Source organism: Kumtagia ephedrae, from assembly GCF_003012745.1.
Classification (GTDB): Bacteria; Pseudomonadota; Alphaproteobacteria; order Rhizobiales; family Rhizobiaceae; genus Kumtagia; species Kumtagia ephedrae.
This window is the reverse complement of the sequence record NZ_PXYK01000009.1, coordinates 1-20560: the sequence shown is the minus strand read 5'-3', so window position 1 is coordinate 20560 and position 20560 is coordinate 1. Positions and strand designations below refer to the sequence as shown.

The 20560-nt window shown below is 62.6% G+C and carries 16 protein-coding genes; 4 read left to right on the top strand and 12 right to left on the bottom strand.

The window, feature by feature from the left end:
- Nucleotides 1–49: 49 nt before the first annotated feature.
- The 8 genes from C7I84_RS10860 to C7I84_RS10825 all read right to left on the bottom strand — a co-directional run bounded on the left by C7I84_RS10860 (nucleotide 50) and on the right by C7I84_RS10825 (nucleotide 10165).
- Nucleotides 50–1420 (bottom strand): BatD family protein, encoded by a 1371-nt coding sequence (locus C7I84_RS10860; protein ID WP_106772205.1) that lies wholly within the window; start codon nucleotides 1418–1420, stop codon nucleotides 50–52.
- Nucleotides 1417–2988 carry a VWA domain-containing protein gene (locus C7I84_RS10855; protein WP_106772204.1) on the bottom strand — a complete coding sequence of 524 codons (1572 nt, stop codon included), beginning with the start codon at nucleotides 2986–2988 and terminating at the stop codon, nucleotides 1417–1419. The genes C7I84_RS10860 and C7I84_RS10855 overlap by 4 nt, the downstream gene beginning before the upstream one ends.
- On the bottom strand, nucleotides 2985–3995 hold the full coding sequence (locus C7I84_RS10850; RefSeq protein ID WP_106772203.1) for a vWA domain-containing protein: 1011 nt from the start codon (nucleotides 3993–3995) through the stop codon (nucleotides 2985–2987). The genes C7I84_RS10855 and C7I84_RS10850 overlap by 4 nt, the downstream gene beginning before the upstream one ends.
- Nucleotides 3982–4509, bottom strand: coding sequence for a DUF4381 domain-containing protein (locus tag C7I84_RS10845; protein ID WP_106772202.1), 528 nt, complete (start codon nucleotides 4507–4509; stop codon nucleotides 3982–3984). The genes C7I84_RS10850 and C7I84_RS10845 overlap by 14 nt, the downstream gene beginning before the upstream one ends.
- 2 nt (nucleotides 4510–4511) lie before the next feature.
- Complete coding sequence (locus C7I84_RS10840; protein ID WP_106772201.1) at nucleotides 4512–5516, bottom strand: DUF58 domain-containing protein; 1005 nt, start codon at nucleotides 5514–5516, stop codon at nucleotides 4512–4514.
- Between the two features lie 131 nt (nucleotides 5517–5647).
- Entirely contained in the window at nucleotides 5648–6625 is a 978-nt protein-coding gene (locus C7I84_RS10835; protein WP_106772200.1) for an AAA family ATPase, read from the bottom strand.
- A gap of 113 nt (nucleotides 6626–6738) precedes the next feature.
- Complete coding sequence (locus C7I84_RS10830; protein ID WP_425351327.1) at nucleotides 6739–8289, bottom strand: arylsulfatase; 1551 nt, start codon at nucleotides 8287–8289, stop codon at nucleotides 6739–6741.
- Between the two features lie 307 nt (nucleotides 8290–8596).
- Nucleotides 8597–10165: an arylsulfatase gene (locus tag C7I84_RS10825; RefSeq protein ID WP_106772370.1), complete on the bottom strand. Its 1569-nt coding sequence runs from the start codon at nucleotides 10163–10165 to the stop codon at nucleotides 8597–8599.
- A 430-nt stretch (nucleotides 10166–10595) separates the two neighbouring features.
- Between C7I84_RS10825 and C7I84_RS10820 the strand changes: the two genes are divergently transcribed.
- From C7I84_RS10820 to C7I84_RS10805, 4 genes are all read left to right on the top strand, one after another.
- Nucleotides 10596–11549, top strand: coding sequence for an HAD family hydrolase (locus C7I84_RS10820; protein ID WP_245428401.1), 954 nt, complete (start codon nucleotides 10596–10598; stop codon nucleotides 11547–11549).
- Nucleotides 11550–11599: 50 nt separating this feature from the next.
- Nucleotides 11600–12571 (top strand): formylglycine-generating enzyme family protein, encoded by a 972-nt coding sequence (locus C7I84_RS10815; RefSeq protein ID WP_245428388.1) that lies wholly within the window; start codon nucleotides 11600–11602, stop codon nucleotides 12569–12571.
- A gap of 384 nt (nucleotides 12572–12955) precedes the next feature.
- Nucleotides 12956–13921 (top strand): hypothetical protein, encoded by a 966-nt coding sequence (locus C7I84_RS10810; RefSeq protein WP_106772197.1) that lies wholly within the window; start codon nucleotides 12956–12958, stop codon nucleotides 13919–13921.
- Between the two features lie 383 nt (nucleotides 13922–14304).
- Nucleotides 14305–14538 (top strand): hypothetical protein, encoded by a 234-nt coding sequence (locus tag C7I84_RS10805; RefSeq protein WP_106772196.1) that lies wholly within the window; start codon nucleotides 14305–14307, stop codon nucleotides 14536–14538.
- Nucleotides 14539–14604: 66 nt separating this feature from the next.
- Here the strand turns inward: C7I84_RS10805 and C7I84_RS10800 are convergent, their stop codons facing one another.
- The 4 genes from C7I84_RS10800 to C7I84_RS29675 all read right to left on the bottom strand — a co-directional run bounded on the left by C7I84_RS10800 (nucleotide 14605) and on the right by C7I84_RS29675 (nucleotide 20412).
- On the bottom strand, nucleotides 14605–15564 hold the full coding sequence (locus tag C7I84_RS10800) for a DUF4238 domain-containing protein (protein ID WP_106772195.1): 960 nt from the start codon (nucleotides 15562–15564) through the stop codon (nucleotides 14605–14607).
- Between the two features lie 6 nt (nucleotides 15565–15570).
- A complete protein-coding gene (locus tag C7I84_RS10795) occupies nucleotides 15571–17082 on the bottom strand; it encodes a hypothetical protein (protein WP_106772194.1) in 1512 nt (503 codons plus the stop codon).
- An 895-nt stretch (nucleotides 17083–17977) separates the two neighbouring features.
- A complete protein-coding gene (locus C7I84_RS10785) occupies nucleotides 17978–19855 on the bottom strand; it encodes a MobA/MobL family protein (RefSeq protein ID WP_165816044.1) in 1878 nt (625 codons plus the stop codon).
- Nucleotides 19852–20412, bottom strand: coding sequence for a hypothetical protein (locus tag C7I84_RS29675; protein WP_133170085.1), 561 nt, complete (start codon nucleotides 20410–20412; stop codon nucleotides 19852–19854). Before C7I84_RS29675 ends, C7I84_RS10785 begins: the two co-directional genes overlap by 4 nt.
- Between the last annotated feature and the right edge of the window lie 148 nt (nucleotides 20413–20560).

The window sequence follows — 20560 nt, the reverse complement described above, 5'->3', positions numbered from 1 at the left end:
ACATGGCGCCATCCTCCACCACTTCCCCGGGGCCAACCTTCCGGCCCGATCAGTTCCCGGAACTCTCCGTCCATCGCGGATTGAGCGGCGGGAGCGCCTTAACGTGTTCGCCGCGACGCCGCTGTTTCGCTAGCCACGAATGCCGCACTCGCGCCATGCTCGTCGCCAGTTCGCCGGCGTCTGGCACCGCGCCGCCATCGCCGCCGAAGATCTGCTTTTCGAAGGCCGCATAGGCGTGCTGCGCGTCTGCGTCGCCGTGGCGGCTTAGCCACTCCGCCACCGGTCCCAGATCGCAGCGCCGTGCCCAGGCATCGAGAAGCGCGTAGGCGGCGCGGCGATCGCCGCCGCGGCAGGAGTGTTCGAAGCGGCGGAAATAGGCCGGCTCCGAATTTTCCCGTTCTTTTCGCCGCTCGCGAAGATGCGCCAGCAGGCGCGGCAGACCCGAGAACAGGAGCCAGCCTGCCGCGACAAGCGCGGCCAAGCCGGCGCCGGCGGCCGGCAGCCAGAAGCGCCAGTCGATGCGCGTCCAGGCCGGTTGCGGTTTTTCGACGGGCGCGGGGGGCGCCATCGCGGTTCCGGCCGCCGCCGCTTCCGCCACCGTCACGGCAACGGCCGGGGCGGAGGCCGTTTCGCTTTTACCGCTTTGCGGATCGAACCACTGGACCTCCACGGCAGGCAGCGTGTAGCTCCCCGCCTTCTCGAACACATAGGTCGCTATGTCGGTGCGCCGGCCGGCGACGAATTCTCCGCGCGGCGTGCGTTGATCCTCCAGTTTCGGATCATGGTGGTAGATGCGCACGCCCTCCGGCGCCTCGAAGGACGGTTCCGGGATCATCATCGCCTGCATGCCGTCGGCGGTGACGGTGACGGTGCGCACCAGCGAGTCGCCGGCCTTCATCGCCTTGGCGTCCCGGTCGAGCGACTGCTCGACGCCGACACGCGCCGCCGTCACCGAGGCGTCGCCCGCTTCCGCGCCCGGTTGGGCGGTCACCGTGAACCTTGTCGGCGGCAGCGTCACCTTTCCTTGCGAAGCCTGGCCGGGCACGGCGGCATAGGTGAAAGTGATCTCGACCGGCGGCAGGACGTAGTCGCCCGCCCCCTGCGGCGTGACCAGGTAGCTGCGGCGGATGCCGGCGAAGCTTTCGCCGTCGACGGTTTCGTTGAGATTTAGCGCCCCGGAATCCGGCAGGGTCACCACGGCGTTGGGCAGGTCGAACAGCGGAAATTGCGGCGGCGACATGAAGAAATTCGGCACAAGCACGTCGACCTGCACCGTGATCTGCTGGCCCGGATAGATTGTGCCCTGGGCGTCGATGGTGGCGCGGGCGAACGGGTCCGCCGCAAATGCGGTCGCGATCGGCGCCAGAAGCAGAAGCACGGCCGCCGCCAGACGGCGAAAGGCTGACGCGCCGCGTCTCATGGCGTTTCGCCTCGGGCCTCGATGGCAAACTTTCGGGCGAGCAGGTCGGCCGGCGTCACCTGGATGTTGCGCATCCACATCTCGGCGGTCTGCTCGGCGGCGTCGACCGTGCCGGCCTTGCCCTTCTTGCCCTTGTCGTCGAACTGGATCTCGTCCGGCTTTTCGTTGGGGTCCTGCGCCTCCTGCTCCTCATCGTCCTTCTTCTTGGCGGCGGCGAGCGCTTCGGCGATGGCGAGGTTGGCCTTGGCCTCGGCCCAATCCGGGCGCGTCTTCAGGGCCTGGCCATAGGCGGCCACGGCCTGCTCGGGCCTGGCAAGATGCATCAGCGCGTTGCCCTGGTTGTAGTAGGCTTCAGCCGTGTCGGATTGCGCGAAGGCATCCAGCGCCTCGCCGAATTTTCCCGCGCGGTAGAGGGCGATCCCCCGCCACGCCGGATCGCGGAACCGCTCCGCCGCGCCGGCAAAGTCGCCGCGCTCGAAGGCGAGCCGGCCCTGCTGGTCCGGCGTCAGCCACATGTCGGCGAGACGCCGGTCCGCCGCATCCGCCCGGTCCGGCAGGGCGAGGAGCATGGCGGCGAGCAAGACGCCGGTCCACTGCACGCTCCAGCCACGGCGGAACCAGAGGGCGCCCAGCACGGCAATCGGAATGGTCAGCCACCAGCCCATGTCGCGCCAGCGGGTCGCTCCTTCGGCGGCCTTCTGCTGGAAGGCGGTCTGGATACGCCGCACGATCCAGTCGACGTCGGTGTCGTCGGTCGTCACGGTCGCAACCTGCACGGAGGACTGCCGCTGCAGTTCCTTCAACCCTTCGACGTCGAGTTTCGCGAAGACGCGCGCTCCGGCGGAATCGGTCAGGTATGCGCCCTCGCCGATCCTGACCGGCCCGCCTTCGGCCGTGCCGATGCCGAGTACCATGAGGTCGTGACGGCCGCGGTAGCCGGAAAAGGCGTCTAAGGCCGCCTGTTCTACACCGTCGGTGAGGAACAGGATGGTGCCGGGCGCCTCTTCGTTGGCGAGGCCCGCTTCGGCCGCCTGCAGCGCCCTGGCGGTGTCCTTGCCGGGCACCGGCATCAGCCGCGTGGCGAGCGACGCCGTGTAGGTCTTGATCAGCGCCGCGTCGTCGGTGAGCGGCAGCACCATATGGGCGGAGCCGGCATAGGCGAACACGGTGGTGCGTGCGCCCTTGCGCCGGTCGAGGAGGTCCTGGATTTTCAGTTTCGCTCGCTCCAGCCGCGACGGCGAGATGTCGGTGGCGTCCATGGTCGGCGACAGGTCGATGGCGATGGCGAGCGGCGCGGTGTCTTCGACGAAGGGCGGCCGCTCGCGTTCCCAGGTCGGCCCGGCCGCCGCGATCGCCCCAAGCGCGATCGCCGCGGCCGTCAGATGTACCGGACGCAGCTTTCTTGTCGCCTGCCGCGTAATCACGAGATGGTCGAGCAGGCCGGACGCGATCATGCCGCGCCAGCGCGCCCGCACATCCGTCTGCCGGCCAAGCAGCCACGGCAGCACGACGGCGGCGACCAGGGCCAGCAGCCACCAGGGACGAAGGAAATGGAAATCCGCTATCATGCCTCGGCCTCGCGGACCGGAGCGGGCGACGGCCGTCGCAGCACCGCACCAAGCCACATCACGGCGTGATATGCGATCAGCAGGATCAGCGCCGCGCCGAGCGGATAGTGGAAAAGCTCGATGCGCGGCCGCCAGGACAGCGTCTTCTGGTTCGCCGGCGTGATGCTGTCGAGCGTGGCGTAGATGTCGGCAAGCTGGTTCTGGTCCTCGCCGAAGAAATAGCGGCCACCCGTCGCCTGCGCGATTTTTTCAAGCGCGGCCTGGTCGAGCTTGTCCTCGCCTGTGGCGTTCGGGTCGCCGATGCCGACCGTGTGGACGGTGATGCCGTTCTGTTTGGCGATGTCGGCAGCCTTGTCCGGTGGCATCTTGCTCGCCGTGTCGTTGCCGTCCGTCAGCACCACCAGCACCTTGTCCGGGGCTGGGCTGTCGGCGAACATCTTTATCGCCAGCCCGATGGAATCGCCGAGCGCCGTGCGCGGGCCCGCCATGCCGGGCAGCGTGTCGGCCAGCATCGCCTGCACGGTTCTATGGTCGAGCGTGAAGGGCACCAGCGGATAGGGTGCGTCGCCGAAGGCGATCAGCCCGATCCGGTCGCCGGGGCGGCGGGCGACAAAATCGGCGACCACCGTGCGCACGGCGTCGACGCGGGGCTGGAGCTGGCCGGCGGGATCGCGGAAGTCGCGCGTGTCCATCGACTGCGACAGGTCGAGCGACAGCATCAGGTCGCGCTGCGGCTCGGTCTTCTCCAGCGGCGGCTCGACATATTGCGGCCGCGCCAGCGCCAGCACGATCAGCGCCCAGCAGACCGGGGCGAGCAGCTTCTGCACCCAGTTGGCGCGCGGCACCACGGAACCCTGCGTCGGCGACACGCCGGCGGCCCGCGTGATCTCGTCGAAGAAGGGCAGCCGCACCGACGCGCTCTCCTCGCGATAGGCCGGCAGCAGCCACCAGACCAGCAGGGGCAGCGGCAGCAGCGCCAGCAGCCAGGGATGGTCAAGCTGGTACATGGTGCCCCTCGATCCAGCGACGCGCGGCGACGAGGAAAGCCTTTTCGTCGGCGTCAGCGACGCGCCGATTCGAAGGCCAGCGATATTCGGCATCATCGAGCAGCGCGGCGGCTTCGTCCGGGAAGGACGATCCGCCGGCGGTCCGGCGCAGGAAGGCGACCCAGTCCCTCCCGCTCAGCGGCGCCACGGCTTCGCGTGGCCAGGCCGCAAGCGCGACGCGCTTCAGCAGGGCAGCCGCCTCCGTCACCGCGTCCGCTCGGCCCTCAGGCGCGCCGTGCCTCGCTTCGATCCTGGCGAGCTCGGCAATCGCCTCGCGCCGGTAGCGGTTGCGCACGCGATATTGGTGCCAGCGCCACAAGGCCCAGAGAAGCAGCGCCGCGACCAGCACGGCGAGCGCCGCCCATCCCCAGGTCTGCGGCATCCACGAAACCGGCGGCGGCTGCGCGATGTCGGCGAGCTTTTGCAGCGCGGCGCGCGTGGCGGCGTCGAGCTGGGGCGCAGCGTCTTCGTCCATCGCTACCGCCTCCTGCCCCGGGACGCGAGCTGGCCGAGCAATTTTCGGAGCTGCGGCGCGACCTCTTCGGCAGCTGAGACCGGCAGCATGGGCAGGCCGAGCTCCTGCTGCCACGACAACAGCTCCCGCCCACGCCGGCGCGCGAAATCGGTGATGCCGGCACGTACGCTTCCCCGCCCGAATGGCAGTTCCGCCTGCAAGGCGCCGCCGCTCGCCACGATCTCGCCGGACTGCGGCAATTCCAGGAGGAACGGGTCGTAGACGAGAATGGCGATGACGTCGTTGTGCACGGCCAGACTGAGCAGCATATCGCGCGTCGCCGGACCATGCCCGTCGAAGTCGCTGATGACGATGACCAGATGGTCGTGACGGGCGACGCTGCTGGCCGTCGCCAATACGCGGTCGAGCTGCGCGGGCGCGCGCGGCACGGTGGAGGCGGCGGTGAGCTCACCATTGCGGCGGACGATTGTCGAGGCAAGCGCGATCACCGCGTCGCGGCTGCGGTGTGGCCGCAGCTCGTCGATTTCGGTATCGTTGAAGACGAAGCCGCCGACCCGGTCGCCGAGGTTCATCACCCGCCAGGCGCAGAGCGCGGCGGCCTCGGCGGCGGCGACCGACTTCAGCGCGCGCCGGCTGCCGAAGAACATATTGATGCGCTGGTCGACCAGGATCAGCGCCGGCCGGTCCTTCTCCTCGTCATAGACGCGCACGAACGGCTTTCCCGTGCGCGCCGTCACCCGCCAGTCGATGGTGCGGATGTCGTCGCCCGGCAGATATTCGCGCAGTTCCTCGAAGGAGAGACCGCGCCCGCGCATGCGCGATTCGTGGCGCCCGGCAAGCAGCCGGCGCACCGGCGCCTTGCGCAAGAAGGTGAAGTCGCGCGCCGCCGCCTCCAGCGCGACCAACTCCTCGACGGTGGAATAGACGCCCTTGGCGCCGGCTTCGCCCCCGCTTCGGACGCGGGCGACGCCCTTGGATCGTGCCAGCGCGGAAAGGGACTGGACCATCTCTGCCTCCGTCAGAGCAGGATGAAGCGGAACAGCATCTTCATCCGCTCCAACTTCTTGTTTTGCCGCATGATCTTACCCGAAAAGTCTGCAACTTTTTGCTGCGCTGACCTTCGGTCCGGGATCATGCTCTAGGCCACGGCGACGCGCTCCACCACGCGGTCGATCACCTGGTCGGCGGTGATCCCGCCCGCATGCGCCTCGTAGGACAGGATCAGCCGGTGGCGGAACACGTCGTGGACGATCGCCTTGACGTCGTCCGGCGTGACGTAGTCGCGGCCCTTCAGCCAGGCATAGGAACGGGACACCCGGTCGAGGCCGATGGCGCCGCGCGGGCTGGCGCCGACCTGCAGCCACTTCGCCAGGTCGGCGTCGAGCTTTGCCGGATAGCGCGTGGCGAAGACCAGCGCCACCATATAGGTTTCGACGGCCTCCGAAACCGTGACCTTGCCGATCTCGGCGCGGGCGTCGAACACCGCCTTCTGCGCCAGCTTTTCGGCCGGCTTCTTGCTGCCGCCCGACTTGGCCTCGTTCTCCTCGGCGCGGTTGAGGCGCACGATCGCGGCTTCCGATTTCTCGTCGGGATAACCGACCTGCACATGCATCAGGAAACGGTCGAGCTGCGCCTCGGGGAGGGGATAGGTGCCTTCCTGCTCGATCGGGTTCTGCGTGGCCATGACGAGGAAAAGATCGGGCAGCGGGTGGCTCTGACCGCCGACCGTGACCTGCCGCTCTTCCATCGCCTCGAGCAGCGCCGACTGCACCTTGGCCGGCGCGCGGTTGATCTCGTCGGCGAGGATGAGACTGGCGAAGATGGGACCTTCCTGGAACCTGAACTCGCCCTTGCCGCCCTCGCTGAAATAGACCTCCGACCCCGTGATGTCGGAGGGCAGCAGGTCCGGCGTGAACTGGATGCGCGACAGCTCGGCGTCGAGGTTCTTGGCGAGGCTTTTGATGGCGCGCGTCTTGGCCAGCCCCGGCAGGCCCTCGACCAGCAGATGGCCGTCGGCGAGCAGGCCGAGCAGCAGCCGCTCGACCATCGCCTCTTGGCCGATGATCGTCTGGCCGATCCGCTTGCCCAGGGCAAGGATATCATCATGTGCGCTCATACTGGTCACACTCTTTGGACTTCAGGCGCTGTGGCCGTCGGATGCGCAGGTGTGGAGCCGGCACCATTTCTGGTGCCGGCTCGTAGCTGAATCGACAGTCTGGAGCGCGCCGTCTACTGGCCGCCGCCGGCGTTTTTGAACTGCTCTTCCAACTGCGCCTGGATCTGGTCGATCGAGAAGCTCGCCGGCCGTTGCGCCGGTGGGAACTCAGCAAACGTTCCCAGGAACTTTGCGACCTCGGCTTGGGCCGGGACAAGGAGGTAGGCATGATCGAGCACCCAGTCGTAGTAGGTATTCGAGGTAATGTCGGCCCGTTCGTAAGGATCGGCACGCAGGTCGAACATCTTGGGAACCCGAAGCTGCGTGAACGGCTCGGCCCAGATCCTCAACGTGCCCGTCGCCCGTTGCTCGGCAAAGACGGTTTTCCAGTTCTCGTAGCGCATCGCCACGAGCTGGCCGTCATCGTTGAAGTAGAAAAACTCCTTGCGGGCGCTCTGATCGGTCTTGCCGGTCAGGTAGTCGAGTTGGTTGTAGCCGTCGAGATGGTTCTTGTACTGCTTGCCGTCGATCGTCGCCCCCTTGAGAAGCCGATCCTTGATGTCGGTATCGCCGGCGGCGGCGAGCAGCGTCGGCAGCCAGTCGAGGCCAGAGACGATGCCGTTGGCGACCGAACCAGCCTCGACCTTTCCCGGCCAGCGGATCATCGCCGGTACCCGGAAGGCGCCTTCCCAGTTGGTGTTCTTCTCGCTGCGGAACGGGGTTGTGCCGGCGTCCGGCCAGGAGTTCTGGTGCGGTCCGTTATCGGTCGTGTAGATGACGATGGTGTTTTCGTCGATGTTGAGTTCGTCGAGCTTGTCGAGAATCCTGCCGATCACCTTGTCGGTCTCGATCATGCCGTCGGCGTATTCGGTGAGCGCCGTCAAGCCGGGCTGGCTGCGGTTCTCGGGCCGGACATGGGTGCGAAAATGCATCCGCGTCGTATTCATCCACACGAAGAACGGCTTCTTCGCCTGTGTCTGCCGGTCGATGAAGTCTATCGCTGCGGCCGAGGTTTCGTCGTCGACGGTCTCCATGCGCTTGCGGGTCAGCGGCCCAGTATCCTCGATCTTGCCGTCGGCCGACGCCTTGATGACGCCGCGCGGGCCGAACTGCTTGCGGAACGCAGGATCCCGCGGATAGTTGAAATTCTCGGGCTCTTCCTCGGCATTGAGGTGATAGAGATTGCCAAAAAATTCGTCGAAGCCATGCGCAGTCGGCAGGAACTCGTCGCGGTCGCCAAGGTGGTTCTTACCGAACTGACCGGTGGCGTATCCCTGGTCCTTGAGAGCCGAGGCGATGGTCACGTCGCTCGCCTGAAGGCCGATGTCCGCGCCCGGCAGGCCCACCTTGGAGAGGCCGGTGCGCAGCGTCGACTGGCCGGTCAGGAAGGTCGAGCGGCCGGCGGTGCAGCTCTGCTCCGCATAGTAGTCGGTGAACTTCATGCCTTCGTTGGCGATCCGGTCGATGTTCGGGGTCCGATAGCCCATCAGGCCGAAGCTGTAGGTCGACAGGTTGGTCTGACCGATGTCGTCGCCGAAGATGACCAGGATGTTCGGTTTTGCCGCTGCCTGTTCCTGGGCGTGAGCCGGTGGCCCGGCGGTCAGGGCAGTCGTGGCTGTGAGCATCATCGCCCCCAGTAATCCTCGCATTCTCATGGCTGATCTCCCTTAAAAATGCTTGCGACGTTTACGAATACAGACCGGCATCGCAGATGACGATCTGACGAACGTTCCCGCAGACGGAAAGGGCTCGGGGTCCGCGGACGGGAAGAGCATCTTACGGCAGCAGGAACAACTCAAGGCCGATTCTGAAAAGATGGACTGCCGTTTTTGAAGAGGTTCGCTGGGTCCGATTCTTTAGCATTTGATAAAAGTTGTCGTGCGGGCAAGCCTGCTTCAACCTGCGCCCGAGGGTTGAAGCGGTCGCTTGTCTCTAGTTGGCCGTGCCTTCCAATGAGTTCATCAGCGCATCGATCATCTGATCGACGCTGAAGCTCGCCGGACGCTGGCTGGGCGGAAATTCCTTGAAGGTCTGAAGGAATGGCGCCACGCGCCAAACGCCGTACTGGATGAGATAAGCATTCTGGGCCAGCCAGTCGTAATACTGGTCCGAGACGACGTCGGCGCGTTCATAGAGGTCCATGCGCAGATTGAAGACTTTTGGCGCGCGCAGGCAGGTGAAGGGGTTGGCCCAGACCTCAAAACCGCCAGGTTTACGCTGCTCGCAGAATACGATCTTCCAGTCATTGTAACGGTAGGCGACCATCTCGCCGTCATCGTTGAAGTAATAGAAATCACTGCGTGCCGATTTGGAGTCTTGTCCGGTCAGGTACGGAAGCTGGTTATAGCCGTCGAGATGCACTTTCGCCTGCTTTCCGCCAAGGTCGGTTCCTTTCAGCAACTGGTTCTTGACGTCAGAATTGCCGGCGGCCGCCACGAGGGTTGGGAACCAATCGAGGCCCGATACTATCTGATTCGAAACCTCGCCGGCCTTGATCTTGCCCGGCCAGCGAACAAGTGCCGGGACGCGGAAAGCACCCTCCCAATTGGTGTCCTTTTCGCTTCTGAACGGGGTCGTCGCCGCATCCGGCCATGACCACTGGTTCGGACCGTTGTCGGTGGTGTAAACGACGAGCGTGTTGTCGGCGATGCCCATGTCGTCGAGCGCCTTGAGCAATTGGCCGACATGCCCGTCATGCTCGACCATGCCGTCGGCATATTCGTTGCCCGGCATGCCGCTCTGCCCCTTCATCGACGCGCGGACATGGGTGAATACGTGCATCCGCGTCGTGTTCATCCATGTGAAGAACGGTTTTCCGGCCTCGTGCTGCCGCTTCATGAAGTCGATCGCCGCATTGGTGGTCTCGTCATCGACTGTCTCCATGCGCTTTCGGTTCAGCGGACCGGTATCTTCGATCTTGCCGTCGGCGGTCGCCTTGAGAACGCCGCGCGGCGACTGGGTCTTGACGAACTCGGCGTCGTCCTTGGGATAGTAGGGCCGCTCGGGCTCTTCCTCGGCATTGAGATGGTAGAGGTTGCCGAAGAATTCGTCGAAGCCGTGCTTCGTCGGCAGATATTCGTCACGATCGCCGAGATGGTTCTTGCCGAACTGACCGGTGGCGTAGCCGAGCGGCTTCAGCGCCTCCGCAATAGTGACGTCGCGATCCTGCAGGCCGACCGTCGCACCGGGTATGCCGACCTTGCACAGACCCGTGCGCAGGCAGACCTGGCCGGTGATGAAGGTCGAGCGCCCGGCCGTGCAGCTGTTCTCGGCATAGTAGTCCGTGAACATCATGCCTTCCCTGGCCAACCGGTCGATGTTGGGCGTCTTGTAACCCATCACCCCGAAGCTGTAGGCCGAGATATTGGTCTGGCCGACGTCGTCGCCGAAGATGACGAGGATGTTCGGTTTCGCCGCCGGCTGCTCCTGCGCGGCCGCCGGTGCGGCTACGGTCAAGGCGGTCGTCGCCGTGAGCACCATTGCTCTCAGTAGTCCTCGCATCCTCATGGTTGACCTCCCTCGATTTCTTTCTTGCAAAAGTCAGGGAATGCAGCGCTGATACCGCGAGCCAGCGTCTTGCAAACGTGCCCGCAGTCTAAGAAGAGCCTAGCATCCGCGGCCGAGGGTAAGCATGTTCCGGCGAAGGCGATAAGACAAGGCCGATTCGGGGCATATGGACTTTCGTCCAAGGCGGTCGGCATTGAGTGTTAACAACTTGCCGTGATTGACCTTTTCTGGTGCAGTCATTGCAGTCCTGCTGCACCAATCTCGATAACCATCACCGGGCGATGATTGCAGAAATCACTAGTTTGCTGCGGGCGATCCGCTAAGCTTCCCGCCGGGTCCCCGGCGGGAAGTAACCAGGAGGGTTTCCATGCACCCGAATTCGGTCAGGCTGCTGTCCGCCATCGCTGTAGTCGTCGGTCTGTTTATGGCCTTCTCGGCGGGCGCCCTTGCTCAGTCCGATCCCTTGTCTTCGTGGAACGACGGCGCGGTCAAGGCGTCAATCACCGGCTTCGTCGCCAGGGTGACGGAAGACGGCGGACCCGACTTCGTCGCGCCGGAGCGGCGCATCGCCGTCTTCGACAATGACGGGACGCTTTGGTCCGAGCAGCCGATCTATTTCCAGTTCCAGTTCGCGCTCGACCGCATCAAGGCGGTCGCGCCCGAGCATCCCGAGTGGAAGGATACCGAGCCGTACAAGTCGGCCCTGGCCGGCGACGTTCAGGGACTCATGGCGGCGGGCGAGAAAGGTCTTGTCGAGATCCTGGAGGTCACCCATGCCGGCATGACCACCGACGAGTTCTCGAAGACCGTCGCCGACTGGCTGGAGACGGCGAGACATCCACGCTTCGACCGGCCCTACGACCAGCTCGTCTACCAGCCGCAGCTCGAGCTCCTCGCCTATCTGCGCGCCAACGGCTTCAAGACCTTCATCGTGTCGGGCGGCGGCGTCGAGTTCATGCGCGTCTTCGCGGAGCGCGCCTACGGCATCCCGCCCGAGCAGGTCGTCGGCTCGTCGGGCGTGGTCAAGTTCGAGATGGGTGCGGACGGCAAGCCGGTGCTGATCAAGGAGCCCAAGGTGGAGTTCGTCGACGACGGTCCCGGCAAGCCGGTCGGCATCAACCGCTTCATCGGCCGCCGCCCCATCTTCGCCTTCGGCAATTCCGACGGCGACCAGCAGATGCTCGAATGGACGGCCGCCGGCGACGGCGCCCGCTTCATGGGCATCGTCCACCACACCGACGCGGCGCGCGAATGGGCCTATGACCGCCAGTCGCATATCGGCAAGCTCGACAAGGCGCTCGACGAGGGCATGGCCAGGGGCTGGACCATCGTCGACATGAAAGCCGACTGGAAAGTGGTCTATCCTCCGGCGCCATAGCTGCGAAGTTCTGCATCGGGGCCGGCCGCAGTATCGATGGAGGCAGCGCCATGGAGAAGACGACAGCCCGGGCGAGCGGCTGCATGGTGGACCCGCCCGACATGATCAGCATCCCCGGCGGTACTTTCGTCATGGGTTCTGACCACCACTATCCGGAAGAGGCGCCGGCCCACCGGGTTACCATCGATCCCTTCTGGATCGACGTGACGCCGGTCACCAACCGGCAGTTCCTGGAGTTCGTCAACGCCACCGGCCATGTGACGGTCGCCGAGAAGGCGCCGGACGCGAAAAACTATCCCGGCGCCGAAAAACGCATGCTGCGGGCCGGCTCGCTTGTGTTCGATCCGCCTGGCCATCCGGTGCCGACCGACGACATGACGCGGTGGTGGACCTTCACCTTCGGCGCCAGTTGGCGGCGGCCTTATGGGCGAAAGTCGAGCATCGGCACAAGGCTCGACCACCCCGTCGTCCATATCGCCTATGCCGATGCAAAGGCCTATGCCGCCTGGGCGGGCAAGGATCTGCCGACGGAAGCCGAATGGGAGCTTGCCGCGCGCGGCGGCCTGGAGGGCGCGGAATTCGCCTGGGGCGACGAGCTGATGCCCGATGGCCGCCACATGGCCAACATCTGGCAGGGCATGTTCCCGCACCAGAATCTCGGCGCCGACGGCTTCGAGCGCACCTCGCCGGTGGGAAGCTTTCCGCCCAATGGCTACGGCCTCCACGACATGATCGGCAATGTCTGGGAATGGACGGACGATTTTTGGTCGTCGCGGCACCCCGAGCCTGCCGACAGCCCGTGCTGCACGCCGAAGAATCCGCGCGGCGGCAGGCAGGAAGGCAGCTACGACCCGCGCCAGCCGGCGATCCGCATCGCCCGCCGGGTGGTGAAGGGGGGGTCGCACCTTTGCGCGCCGAATTACTGCCGCCGGTACCGCCCGGCGGCGCGGCACACGCAACCGGAAGATACCTCGATGAGCCATCTCGGCTTCCGCTGCGTGGTGAGGGTGCCCGCCGCCTGAAGCCGTACGTACAAAGCAGAAATGGTGGGCCCGGAGGGAGCCTGTCGGCATTTCCCTCTTAACCAACTGATTCCACTAAGAAATCTCGGTCACCGTCTCCCGCCAGAATCGGGGGTGGTACACCTATTTGGTGTCCGGTCAGGTGTACCGCTCCAAGGATTCCCGTGTCAACAATTTAGGGTTTCTGGCTCCGTCGAGTTGTCTGGCACGTACACTGCTGAACATGGCGGCGGCTAAAGCCGAGGTTAAAGCGCAGGTTCCTGAGGGCGGTGTAGTGGCAGTGGGCGGGAAGGTCCGAAGACTTCTTCCGCCCAAGTCGCAAATGTGGCGGGAAACCCATGCCGACCTTGACCTCGATCGGCAGAAAGCTGCTATCGATATCGAATGAGTCATCCTCCTGATCACTTCGAATATGACATCGCCTTTTCCTTTCACTCGAAGGATGAAGGCACGGCAACAGCCCTGAATGACCTGTTGCAGGACAGGGTGAAAACCTTCATCTACTCCGCCCGTCAAAAAGAGATAGCCGGAACGGATGGACAGGAATCTTTCAGTGCCGTCTATGGCGAGAAAGCACGCCTGGTGGTGGTCTTTTATCGGGAAGAATGGGGACAGACACCGTTCACCCGAATAGAGATGGACGCAATCAAGAATCGGTCTCTGCAAGACGGGTGGGACTTCACTGTTTTCATTCCGACCGAGATGCCCGCGAAGATGCCTGCGTGGGTTCCCAAAACCAGACTCTACGTCGGCTTGGAGCGGTGGGGTCTCACCGGTGCTGCCTCGGTTGTCGAGGAACGGTTAAGGGAACGGGGCGGCGAACCGAAGGTCGAGTCCCTGACAGATCGCGCCGCGCGTTTTAGCCGTGCAACAAAATTGAAAGAGCAGCAACGACAATTCCTGAACAGCGACCATGGCGTCAAGGCTGCAACCGACGCCTATGCCGTGCTCACAACGGCCTTGGAAGAGGGATGCAAAGCGATCGGCGAGGCTGAGCCGAGCATCAGTCTTCGCGTGCAGACAAGCCAGCAATTCCGCATCGTCAACGGATATGGCCCGGTGCATTTGATCGTGTCATGGCGACCACACTACGCCAATTCGCTGGAAGAGATTTTTCTTCAAGCGGAATACTACAAGGGCTTTCCAAAAGGCATTCCAGGGTTTTACGGCTCGTTTAACGAGGCGCGGCAACTACGCAACCTCAAATTCAGATACGAACTCTTGTCCTCGGATCGACATGGCTATGTCGACAACAAAAGTCCACGGCGTGATTTCTCCGCTGCCGAATTGGGGGAACACCTGTTGCGAAATTTCCTGGACCTTGCCGACAAACACCATCGAGACCGATAGAGGGGTGGCGGGCGGATAAGGCTTACGAGCAAGCGCAACAGAAGGCCTACCTAGAATGGCGGGCCTCGCTTTCATGGCGGGAATACCTGACTTGGCAGTGGGACCGCTGGCGGTATTTTCTCGCTGGGCCCGCGACGGCTGGCACATGGTGCCTCGTTCTTTGGTGGCTGCTCGGCTAGGCCCGAATGAACTCATCAAATCGAGTGATGAATCGGAGTTTCGCCGCCAAGGATTCGCGACTCCGGAAAAGGATTCTAAATTCCGGAAATTCAATTTTCGCAATCGAATCCTTGGGTTATGCCTTGGAACCTATCAATAGATCTCACTTGTTTCTGTTTCCTGAGCCCGCCAGGCTCCTGTCGTCAACAGAAGGAGTGAGAGATATGCGGACGCTTGAATTTTACGGATGGGAGAAGGAAGGCCGCATCGGCGAGGCTGCCTCGTACGGCCATGCCAACAGGCTGCTCGACATGCTCGTGACGGAGACGGCGACAGGCGTCGAGGCGGATGTGATCGACGGTGCTGACGTGATCTGGCGGGGTGTGCTGCCGGACATGGCAGCGGCCAAGGCAGAGGCCATCGCACAGGCGCGGCGGCGGTTCATAAGACTGCTCTAGGACACAGAAAAGGGAGGCTCACCGGCCTCCCTTTTGGTGTCAATCGCCGATTGCGGAGGGTTTCGACTAGTCCTGCTTTCTCAGCGCGTCAGGATCGCGCACTAGATCACGGCCACCGAAATACCCCCCCTTTTTCGCGTACTTGAAGGTGTCGTCATAGGCGTAGACCTGCCGCTCGGCATGGGTGATGATCAAGGAATTCATCCGGGCTACGGCTCCGCCGTCGGCCGACAATTCTCCTTCCATCCCCTCGAACAGGCCAACGAGTGCCATCCGCCGCGTAACCGGGAACAGGATAGCGGTGTGTTGCATCCCATGTCCCACGCCCATCCAAGGGGCCGGGAGAGGCCTTGTAGTCATCAGGCAAACAGGATTGTCGGATGTCACGAAGTCGCCTGCGTGCTCGTCGGCGACATGTAGCACCCATTTGCGGGCCAGCATCGTGCGCAGGACTGCATCCATGCCGTCGATTTCGAGGCCGATGTGCATGTTCTGGTGAACTTTGATGTCATACTCGCCTGAGCGAACGAAATCACGCATCTGCTCGTAGGTCACTTCCTTATGTTCTGGTGAGAATGGCTGCGCGGCATCTGCCCTGCGGACCACACTTTCCCAGCGCTCTTTTGTGCTTGTCATCATTTCGCCGACGCCACGCATGACCCGACCCATGAATTCGTCGATCGTCGCTCGCACTCTCGGGTGCCGTGTGGACATAAGTGCCATGAGGTTGATGACGAGCAAACGGTCGTCGCCGTTCGCAATGGACCTGGTTTCGCCGATCCGTTTCAAGGCCTCCGCCGCCGGACCCTCGAATTTCGCGTATGCTTCTTCAAGCGCGTTCGGATGATGCCCGTCAGTCTCGATGCGATTGAAATCGCGAAGTGCCGCGACGTTGCGCACAAGCGTAGTGAATGACTTGCCCGTTTCCAGATCGGAAGTGAATATCTTCGCTTGGCGACCTTCCCCTTGGGCGAATCTGCGCAGGTAGCCCTGCGGGACATAGTGATGATTATGAGCGTCGGCCATTTGCCATCATTTGGCCTTCGGCGTAGCCAACGGTGGTTCAACCCTCGCCCGAATCTTTTCGAGCAGATAGCCAGCAATTCCCGGTGCTTTTCCCTCCCTGATATCCTTTGAAGGAATCAGCTTATCCGCAGGGTTGAACGCCAACTGCTCCAGAACAAGTGCAGCGATCTCCTGATCATAGGAAGGTGCCTGCTGCTTGAAGCCCTCGACAGCGACGGCCATCGAATATTTGTAGGCATAGTGCTCCCGCAGCCGGAACAACGACGAGTGGCGGATTGCCGCAAACGAGACGAACCACGCAGCAGGAAGCAGGATGGTGATACGGGCCAAAACCTGCCCCAGATATTGCCATCCGTTCTGGGCTCCAGAGGGGGCAATCTCGATCGCAGGTATGGTGACCCCGGGGAAATAGAACTGTATGAACGGGGCTGCCAGCGGCATGATGACGAAAGCCAACAGCGGAAGTGCTGAGACCGTCAGAAATAAGATGCCAATGTAAAAGGCAAAACGTGCCCACCAGAGCTCCGAGGTCAGTTTCTCCGTCATCGTTGAGAAATTGGATGCCAATCCCGAGACTGTTGCGGATGCCAGCATCTGCTCGGAGCGTTTGATCAACTCCTCGACGCTGGTCCGCTGCCCTTCGAACATCGCAATCAATGCAGCGAGATTGGCCGTGCCTTCCGTAAATGTCTCTTCCCGCTCGTCCAATTGTTTCTGGAACTGGTCGAAGGCCGTCTGGTACGCCTTGACGCTGCTATCTAATTTCACCGCCTCATCATGTAAGGCCTGAACTGAAGCTTTCTGCTGGGTGGCTTGTGCGAGGTAGTCTGCAATCGTCTTGCGGTCGGCATCGCCGTCCGTTTTGAGGCGCTTGATTTCTTCAAGATGGCTCGTCGCTTCGTCTTCCTTGGACTTAAGGCTTTGCTCCGAAACGGTGACCTTCTTCAGAGAATTTTTGAGCGCCGTGAGGTTGTCATTCGCATTATCAATGACCGACGAGAGACCGCTCGCGGCGGCCTGAAAGCTATACGAGGCGCGCGGCTTAAGAATATAGAGGCTCTCGAAGAATCGTTGCAGGAACGTCTCCGACGCATTGAACAGGGCCAGAAACTGCCCCTCCATATTGTGGCTCTGCCCATTTTTCGTCTGGGCATGAAAATTCGTGTAGTTGAAAGTCAGGAGCCCGCCTTGGCTCTGCACTAAATTCTCGACGAGCTTAATGAGAGTGTCGATCGCGGTAACGCAATCGGTAATGGATTGCTGGAGATTGGAAAGCACCAATGCAGGCACGAGATCTGCCCGCGTGGCCTTGCCAAACTCGGCAATGATTCCAACAGCCGACTGAATGCGCGCTACAATCTGCGAGACGGAGCTGTCGATGCTGCGGATCGTCTTTCGAACATCGAATGGCTGACCACTGCCATCCTCAAACCTTGCGAGACTGCTGAGAAGGTTATTGGCGCTGGTGGCCAGTTCCTCGGCCTTGCTAACGATAGTTTCAATGCTCTTCTGGCGCATGTTATTTCCCCCCGACCGCCTGTATAGCATTTCAATCCATCGTGGAAAATTATCTCTTGGACACCACCTGTTAGATGCTGGGATCAAGATGGGAGGAACGGTGACAGGTTCCCTGTCTCACCGCATTCCTTTTCCGCGCTCGGCGTACTTGACGGCAAGCTCGGGGAGCGTGGACATGTCCGACTCTGTTCGTGCTGCACGAATACGGGACAGGACTTCGCGTCCACGGGACCGCCATGACCGCAGGGCTTTCATGCGGTCGCGGCAAACCTCGGTTCTGAGGGCGTTCCAGGCATGCGGGTCTTCTTCCGTGACTTCGAAAAAAGCTTGCAATGCCGAGTCCGCTGCAATCGAGACATCGAGCCCAAGGTATTTGCACCAAGGCCGCCCGGGGCGGCGAACCTGCCTGAATCGGGTGCCGTCACATTGGCCTGCGGCCTCGGCATACGTGGCAGCGACCCATACAGGGCAGCCGTCTACGATGTCGGCGCGGGAATACTCGGGAGCGGTGCGACCGGCCGCGCGGGCGACAACATAACGCCGCAAGGCATGCCCCCCTGCAATGTCCGCGTCTTCGTGCCGATGTCGAATCCTGCTCATGACAGCCTACCTGCGAAGGCGAGAGCATCATCGGCTTGGGCTCCGATGCCGACAGCATTGTCGGTGCCGAGATAGCCAAGGCTCCTTCCGGAACGGAAGAGACGCCACAGTCGGATTCCCTCCCACACGCCCACAGGGACGGCAACATGCGCCCCGTCCGTGGCAGGCTGCGGGGGCCAGCGCTCCCGGAGGAAAGATTCAAGTGTCAGAGGGTAACGCCCCCGCCGCTCGAACGCTTCCAGAGTCAGCCACAGGCGCTCGTCGTCGACATGACGGACGGCGGCGCGGTGGATGCTCACTGCGGTGCCGGGGCGTTTCCGCGACCCGCCTCCAGTTCCTTTTCGCGCTCGGCCTTGGCAGCGAGGCGCTGTGACAGGGAAACGACCTTCTTGTCCTCACCCTTCTTTTCCTCGTCTTCCAGCGCTTTCGCGCCACGCTTACGGAAGTGAGCAAGGGCCGCGATGACCTTTTCGTCGGGCTCGTGGGCCAGCGATTTCCGCTGGTCCTCGTCGAGGTGAAGGCTCACGAAGGCGTAAAGCTTGTCATCGTTGTTTTCCAAACGTGTGGCGGCCTCGGCGTCGCCCGCTGCGGCGCTCTTCAGGAGAGCCGAAACCTTCTTGTTCGCCTGCAAGTCGTCCATGTCGTCGGACTCCTTGGCGACCCTTTTGCGGTCGGCTTCGAATTTGGCCCTGACATCAGGAGAGGGCTGATAGAGTTCGCCAGTCAGCTTGTCGTAAACCGTCACCCCGCGCCGGGCAGAATCAAGCCAAACGGCATCCTTGAATTCTTGCGTTCCGAAAACCTCAAGCTCGCTCGACCACTCGTCGATCGCCTTCTCGACCATCGCACGGGTTGCTGCCTCAGTCGGCTTTCCATGGATTCGGAGTTCGTCGCCGAGATCCTGGATGCGCGTGTTGCCGATGGTGACCCAAACGCCATCCGGCGCTTCGGAAATGTTAGTGTAGCCACGCGAGCGCCAGCGATCGGCGATAGTTTCGACTTCGGCAGCAGGGACCGTCTTGCGCGGTGTCGCGCCCTGTTTCTGAAGCCTCTGGGTGATCTCAAGGCGGTCGATATAGTCGGCGTAATCCGCTTCAACAACTCGCTGTGCAAGCTCGTCGGCGGTACCTGTGGGGCCGTAGACTTTGATGGTCCGACCTGCGGCGTCGACATCGATCCATCCGCCGTCTTTCATCCGAATCTTTGTCGTCCTCGGATTGCGGGTGTCGACCTGGTGAAGCTGGTCGGCGAAACCCGACAGATCGGCGTCGGGAAACCTCTCCTGAAACAATTTTGTTTTGAAGTCTTGTTTCCGCCTCGGGGCGATGCCGTTCAGGTTCTGGAATTTCGGGTTCGTTGCCATGATTGCCTCCTCGGTCTTGGCGAGTTCGTTTTCGAGAATTCTTGTCTGCCGCATGCGAGACACAACACTTGTCACCGCATCGTGAGAGCCGCGCTTGGCAGCGGCGTGCTTGCGCTGCTCGCCCATGGTCGGCTCGGGGTCGTCATCGAGGCCACGGGCGACACGGGAAAGATGGGAGGCGCGACGTTCGGAGCCTGCCGCCTCAAGGTATCGGTTCATCACAGCTGCGATGCGCTCCCGCTGCTCTTTCAGACGGCCGCCGCGCTCCCCGCCCCCATACCTGCCGCCGCTGGCATGCATGGATTCGAGAGCGGCATTCTTCTTTTTCGAGAAGCCGGAGGGCGTCGATTCATCGATCGCACGGAGTGTGACCATCATGTGGATATGCGGCTGCTCGCCGCCGTCTGCCGCTCTCGGGCAGTGGATGGCAACGTCGACGATCGCGCCCGCTGCTACGAACGGCGCAGCCACCTCACGGGCGAAGGATTCCCATTGGTCCCGGGGGATGTCCCTCGGTATCGAGATTTCCCATTCACGAGCGATCTGGGCATCTTTCCGCCTGTCCGCCGCTTCCGACCGGTTCCAGAGTTCCTGACGGTCGTGGGCCCACGCCGGGGAGTTCTCGGGCGCGATAATGAAGGCGGCGACTTTGTGTTTCGCCCGATAGTCGAAATCCTGACCGGTGCGCTCGTCATGCAGCAGGGAGGCAGATCGGTAGGCTGCTGCCGCCACGGCGGAACGGCCTTCGGACCTTTTAAATATTTTGGCTTGCGCGTGGTACAGGGCGGCGTCGGAAGGGAGGCTGGTCAATGCAATCCTCCGGCATTTTTAGACGGCGTGAAGCCTTCGCCGAAAATGGCCCTGCCGGATTCGCCGAGCGGATCGACGGCGGTCCAGATGTCCAGCGCCTCTAGGGAGAATCGAGAGGCTGGGCGGAAATCGTTGCTCGGGAAACGGGTGTAATGGCCCTCGTCGCGGAGGTATTCCGCTGCGAGCAGCATGCAGAAATCGCGATGACTCCATTGGTCGATTTTGGAGCGGTCGAATCCGCCGCCCGGAGGTGCATCACCGAAAAGCGATGCCCCTTTCCACTGACACCACTGTTGCGGGCGACACCATACGATGGTGTGGCAGCGCCCGGATTCGCGGTACGAAAGGAAGAGACCGGATTCCGTGCGTGGCAATTTGCACTCGTGCAATTCCTCGTCGGTCCAGAGCCAATCCGGACGGGAAACCGTCACTCGAAATTCGTAGCACAACGGCTTGAAATTCGGGTCAGGCCGGAACGGCGGGCGGGCCGGATCGATGTGCGGAAGTTGCTGAACACCAGGACCGCCGTGACTGATTTTGATAGGACCGTCACTCATTTGAACGCCCCTTCCTTCTGCGTGTGAACCGGCGTGCAAAGTTGACCCCCTAGGCGGGGTTATCGGCGTCCAAAATTGACCCCCCTCATTGGTTCGTTCTGCGACCATCCGTTCGGTTTTTCGAGCGGATGGAGAGGGGATGAAGTCG

Excerpts from the sequence above, each read along its gene's own strand:
- C7I84_RS10860 (WP_106772205.1), bottom strand. The coding sequence starts at position 1,420 with ATGAGACGCGGCGCGTCAGCCTTTCGCCGTCTGGCGGCGGCCGTGCTT.
- C7I84_RS10855 (WP_106772204.1), bottom strand. The coding sequence starts at position 2,988 with ATGATAGCGGATTTCCATTTCCTTCGTCCCTGGTGGCTGCTGGCCCTG.
- C7I84_RS10850 (WP_106772203.1), bottom strand. The coding sequence starts at position 3,995 with ATGTACCAGCTTGACCATCCCTGGCTGCTGGCGCTGCTGCCGCTGCCC.
- C7I84_RS10845 (WP_106772202.1), bottom strand. The coding sequence starts at position 4,509 with ATGGACGAAGACGCTGCGCCCCAGCTCGACGCCGCCACGCGCGCCGCG.
- C7I84_RS10840 (WP_106772201.1), bottom strand. The coding sequence starts at position 5,516 with ATGGTCCAGTCCCTTTCCGCGCTGGCACGATCCAAGGGCGTCGCCCGC.
- C7I84_RS10835 (WP_106772200.1), bottom strand. The coding sequence starts at position 6,625 with ATGAGCGCACATGATGATATCCTTGCCCTGGGCAAGCGGATCGGCCAG.
- C7I84_RS10830 (WP_425351327.1), bottom strand. The coding sequence starts at position 8,289 with ATGCTCACAGCCACGACTGCCCTGACCGCCGGGCCACCGGCTCACGCC.
- C7I84_RS10825 (WP_106772370.1), bottom strand. The coding sequence starts at position 10,165 with ATGCGAGGACTACTGAGAGCAATGGTGCTCACGGCGACGACCGCCTTG.
- C7I84_RS10820 (WP_245428401.1), top strand. The coding sequence starts at position 10,596 with ATGGCCTTCTCGGCGGGCGCCCTTGCTCAGTCCGATCCCTTGTCTTCG.
- C7I84_RS10815 (WP_245428388.1), top strand. The coding sequence starts at position 11,600 with ATGGAGAAGACGACAGCCCGGGCGAGCGGCTGCATGGTGGACCCGCCC.
- C7I84_RS10810 (WP_106772197.1), top strand. The coding sequence starts at position 12,956 with ATGAGTCATCCTCCTGATCACTTCGAATATGACATCGCCTTTTCCTTT.
- C7I84_RS10805 (WP_106772196.1), top strand. The coding sequence starts at position 14,305 with ATGCGGACGCTTGAATTTTACGGATGGGAGAAGGAAGGCCGCATCGGC.
- C7I84_RS10800 (WP_106772195.1), bottom strand. The coding sequence starts at position 15,564 with ATGGCCGACGCTCATAATCATCACTATGTCCCGCAGGGCTACCTGCGC.
- C7I84_RS10795 (WP_106772194.1), bottom strand. The coding sequence starts at position 17,082 with ATGCGCCAGAAGAGCATTGAAACTATCGTTAGCAAGGCCGAGGAACTG.
- C7I84_RS29675 (WP_133170085.1), bottom strand. The coding sequence starts at position 20,412 with ATGAGTGACGGTCCTATCAAAATCAGTCACGGCGGTCCTGGTGTTCAG.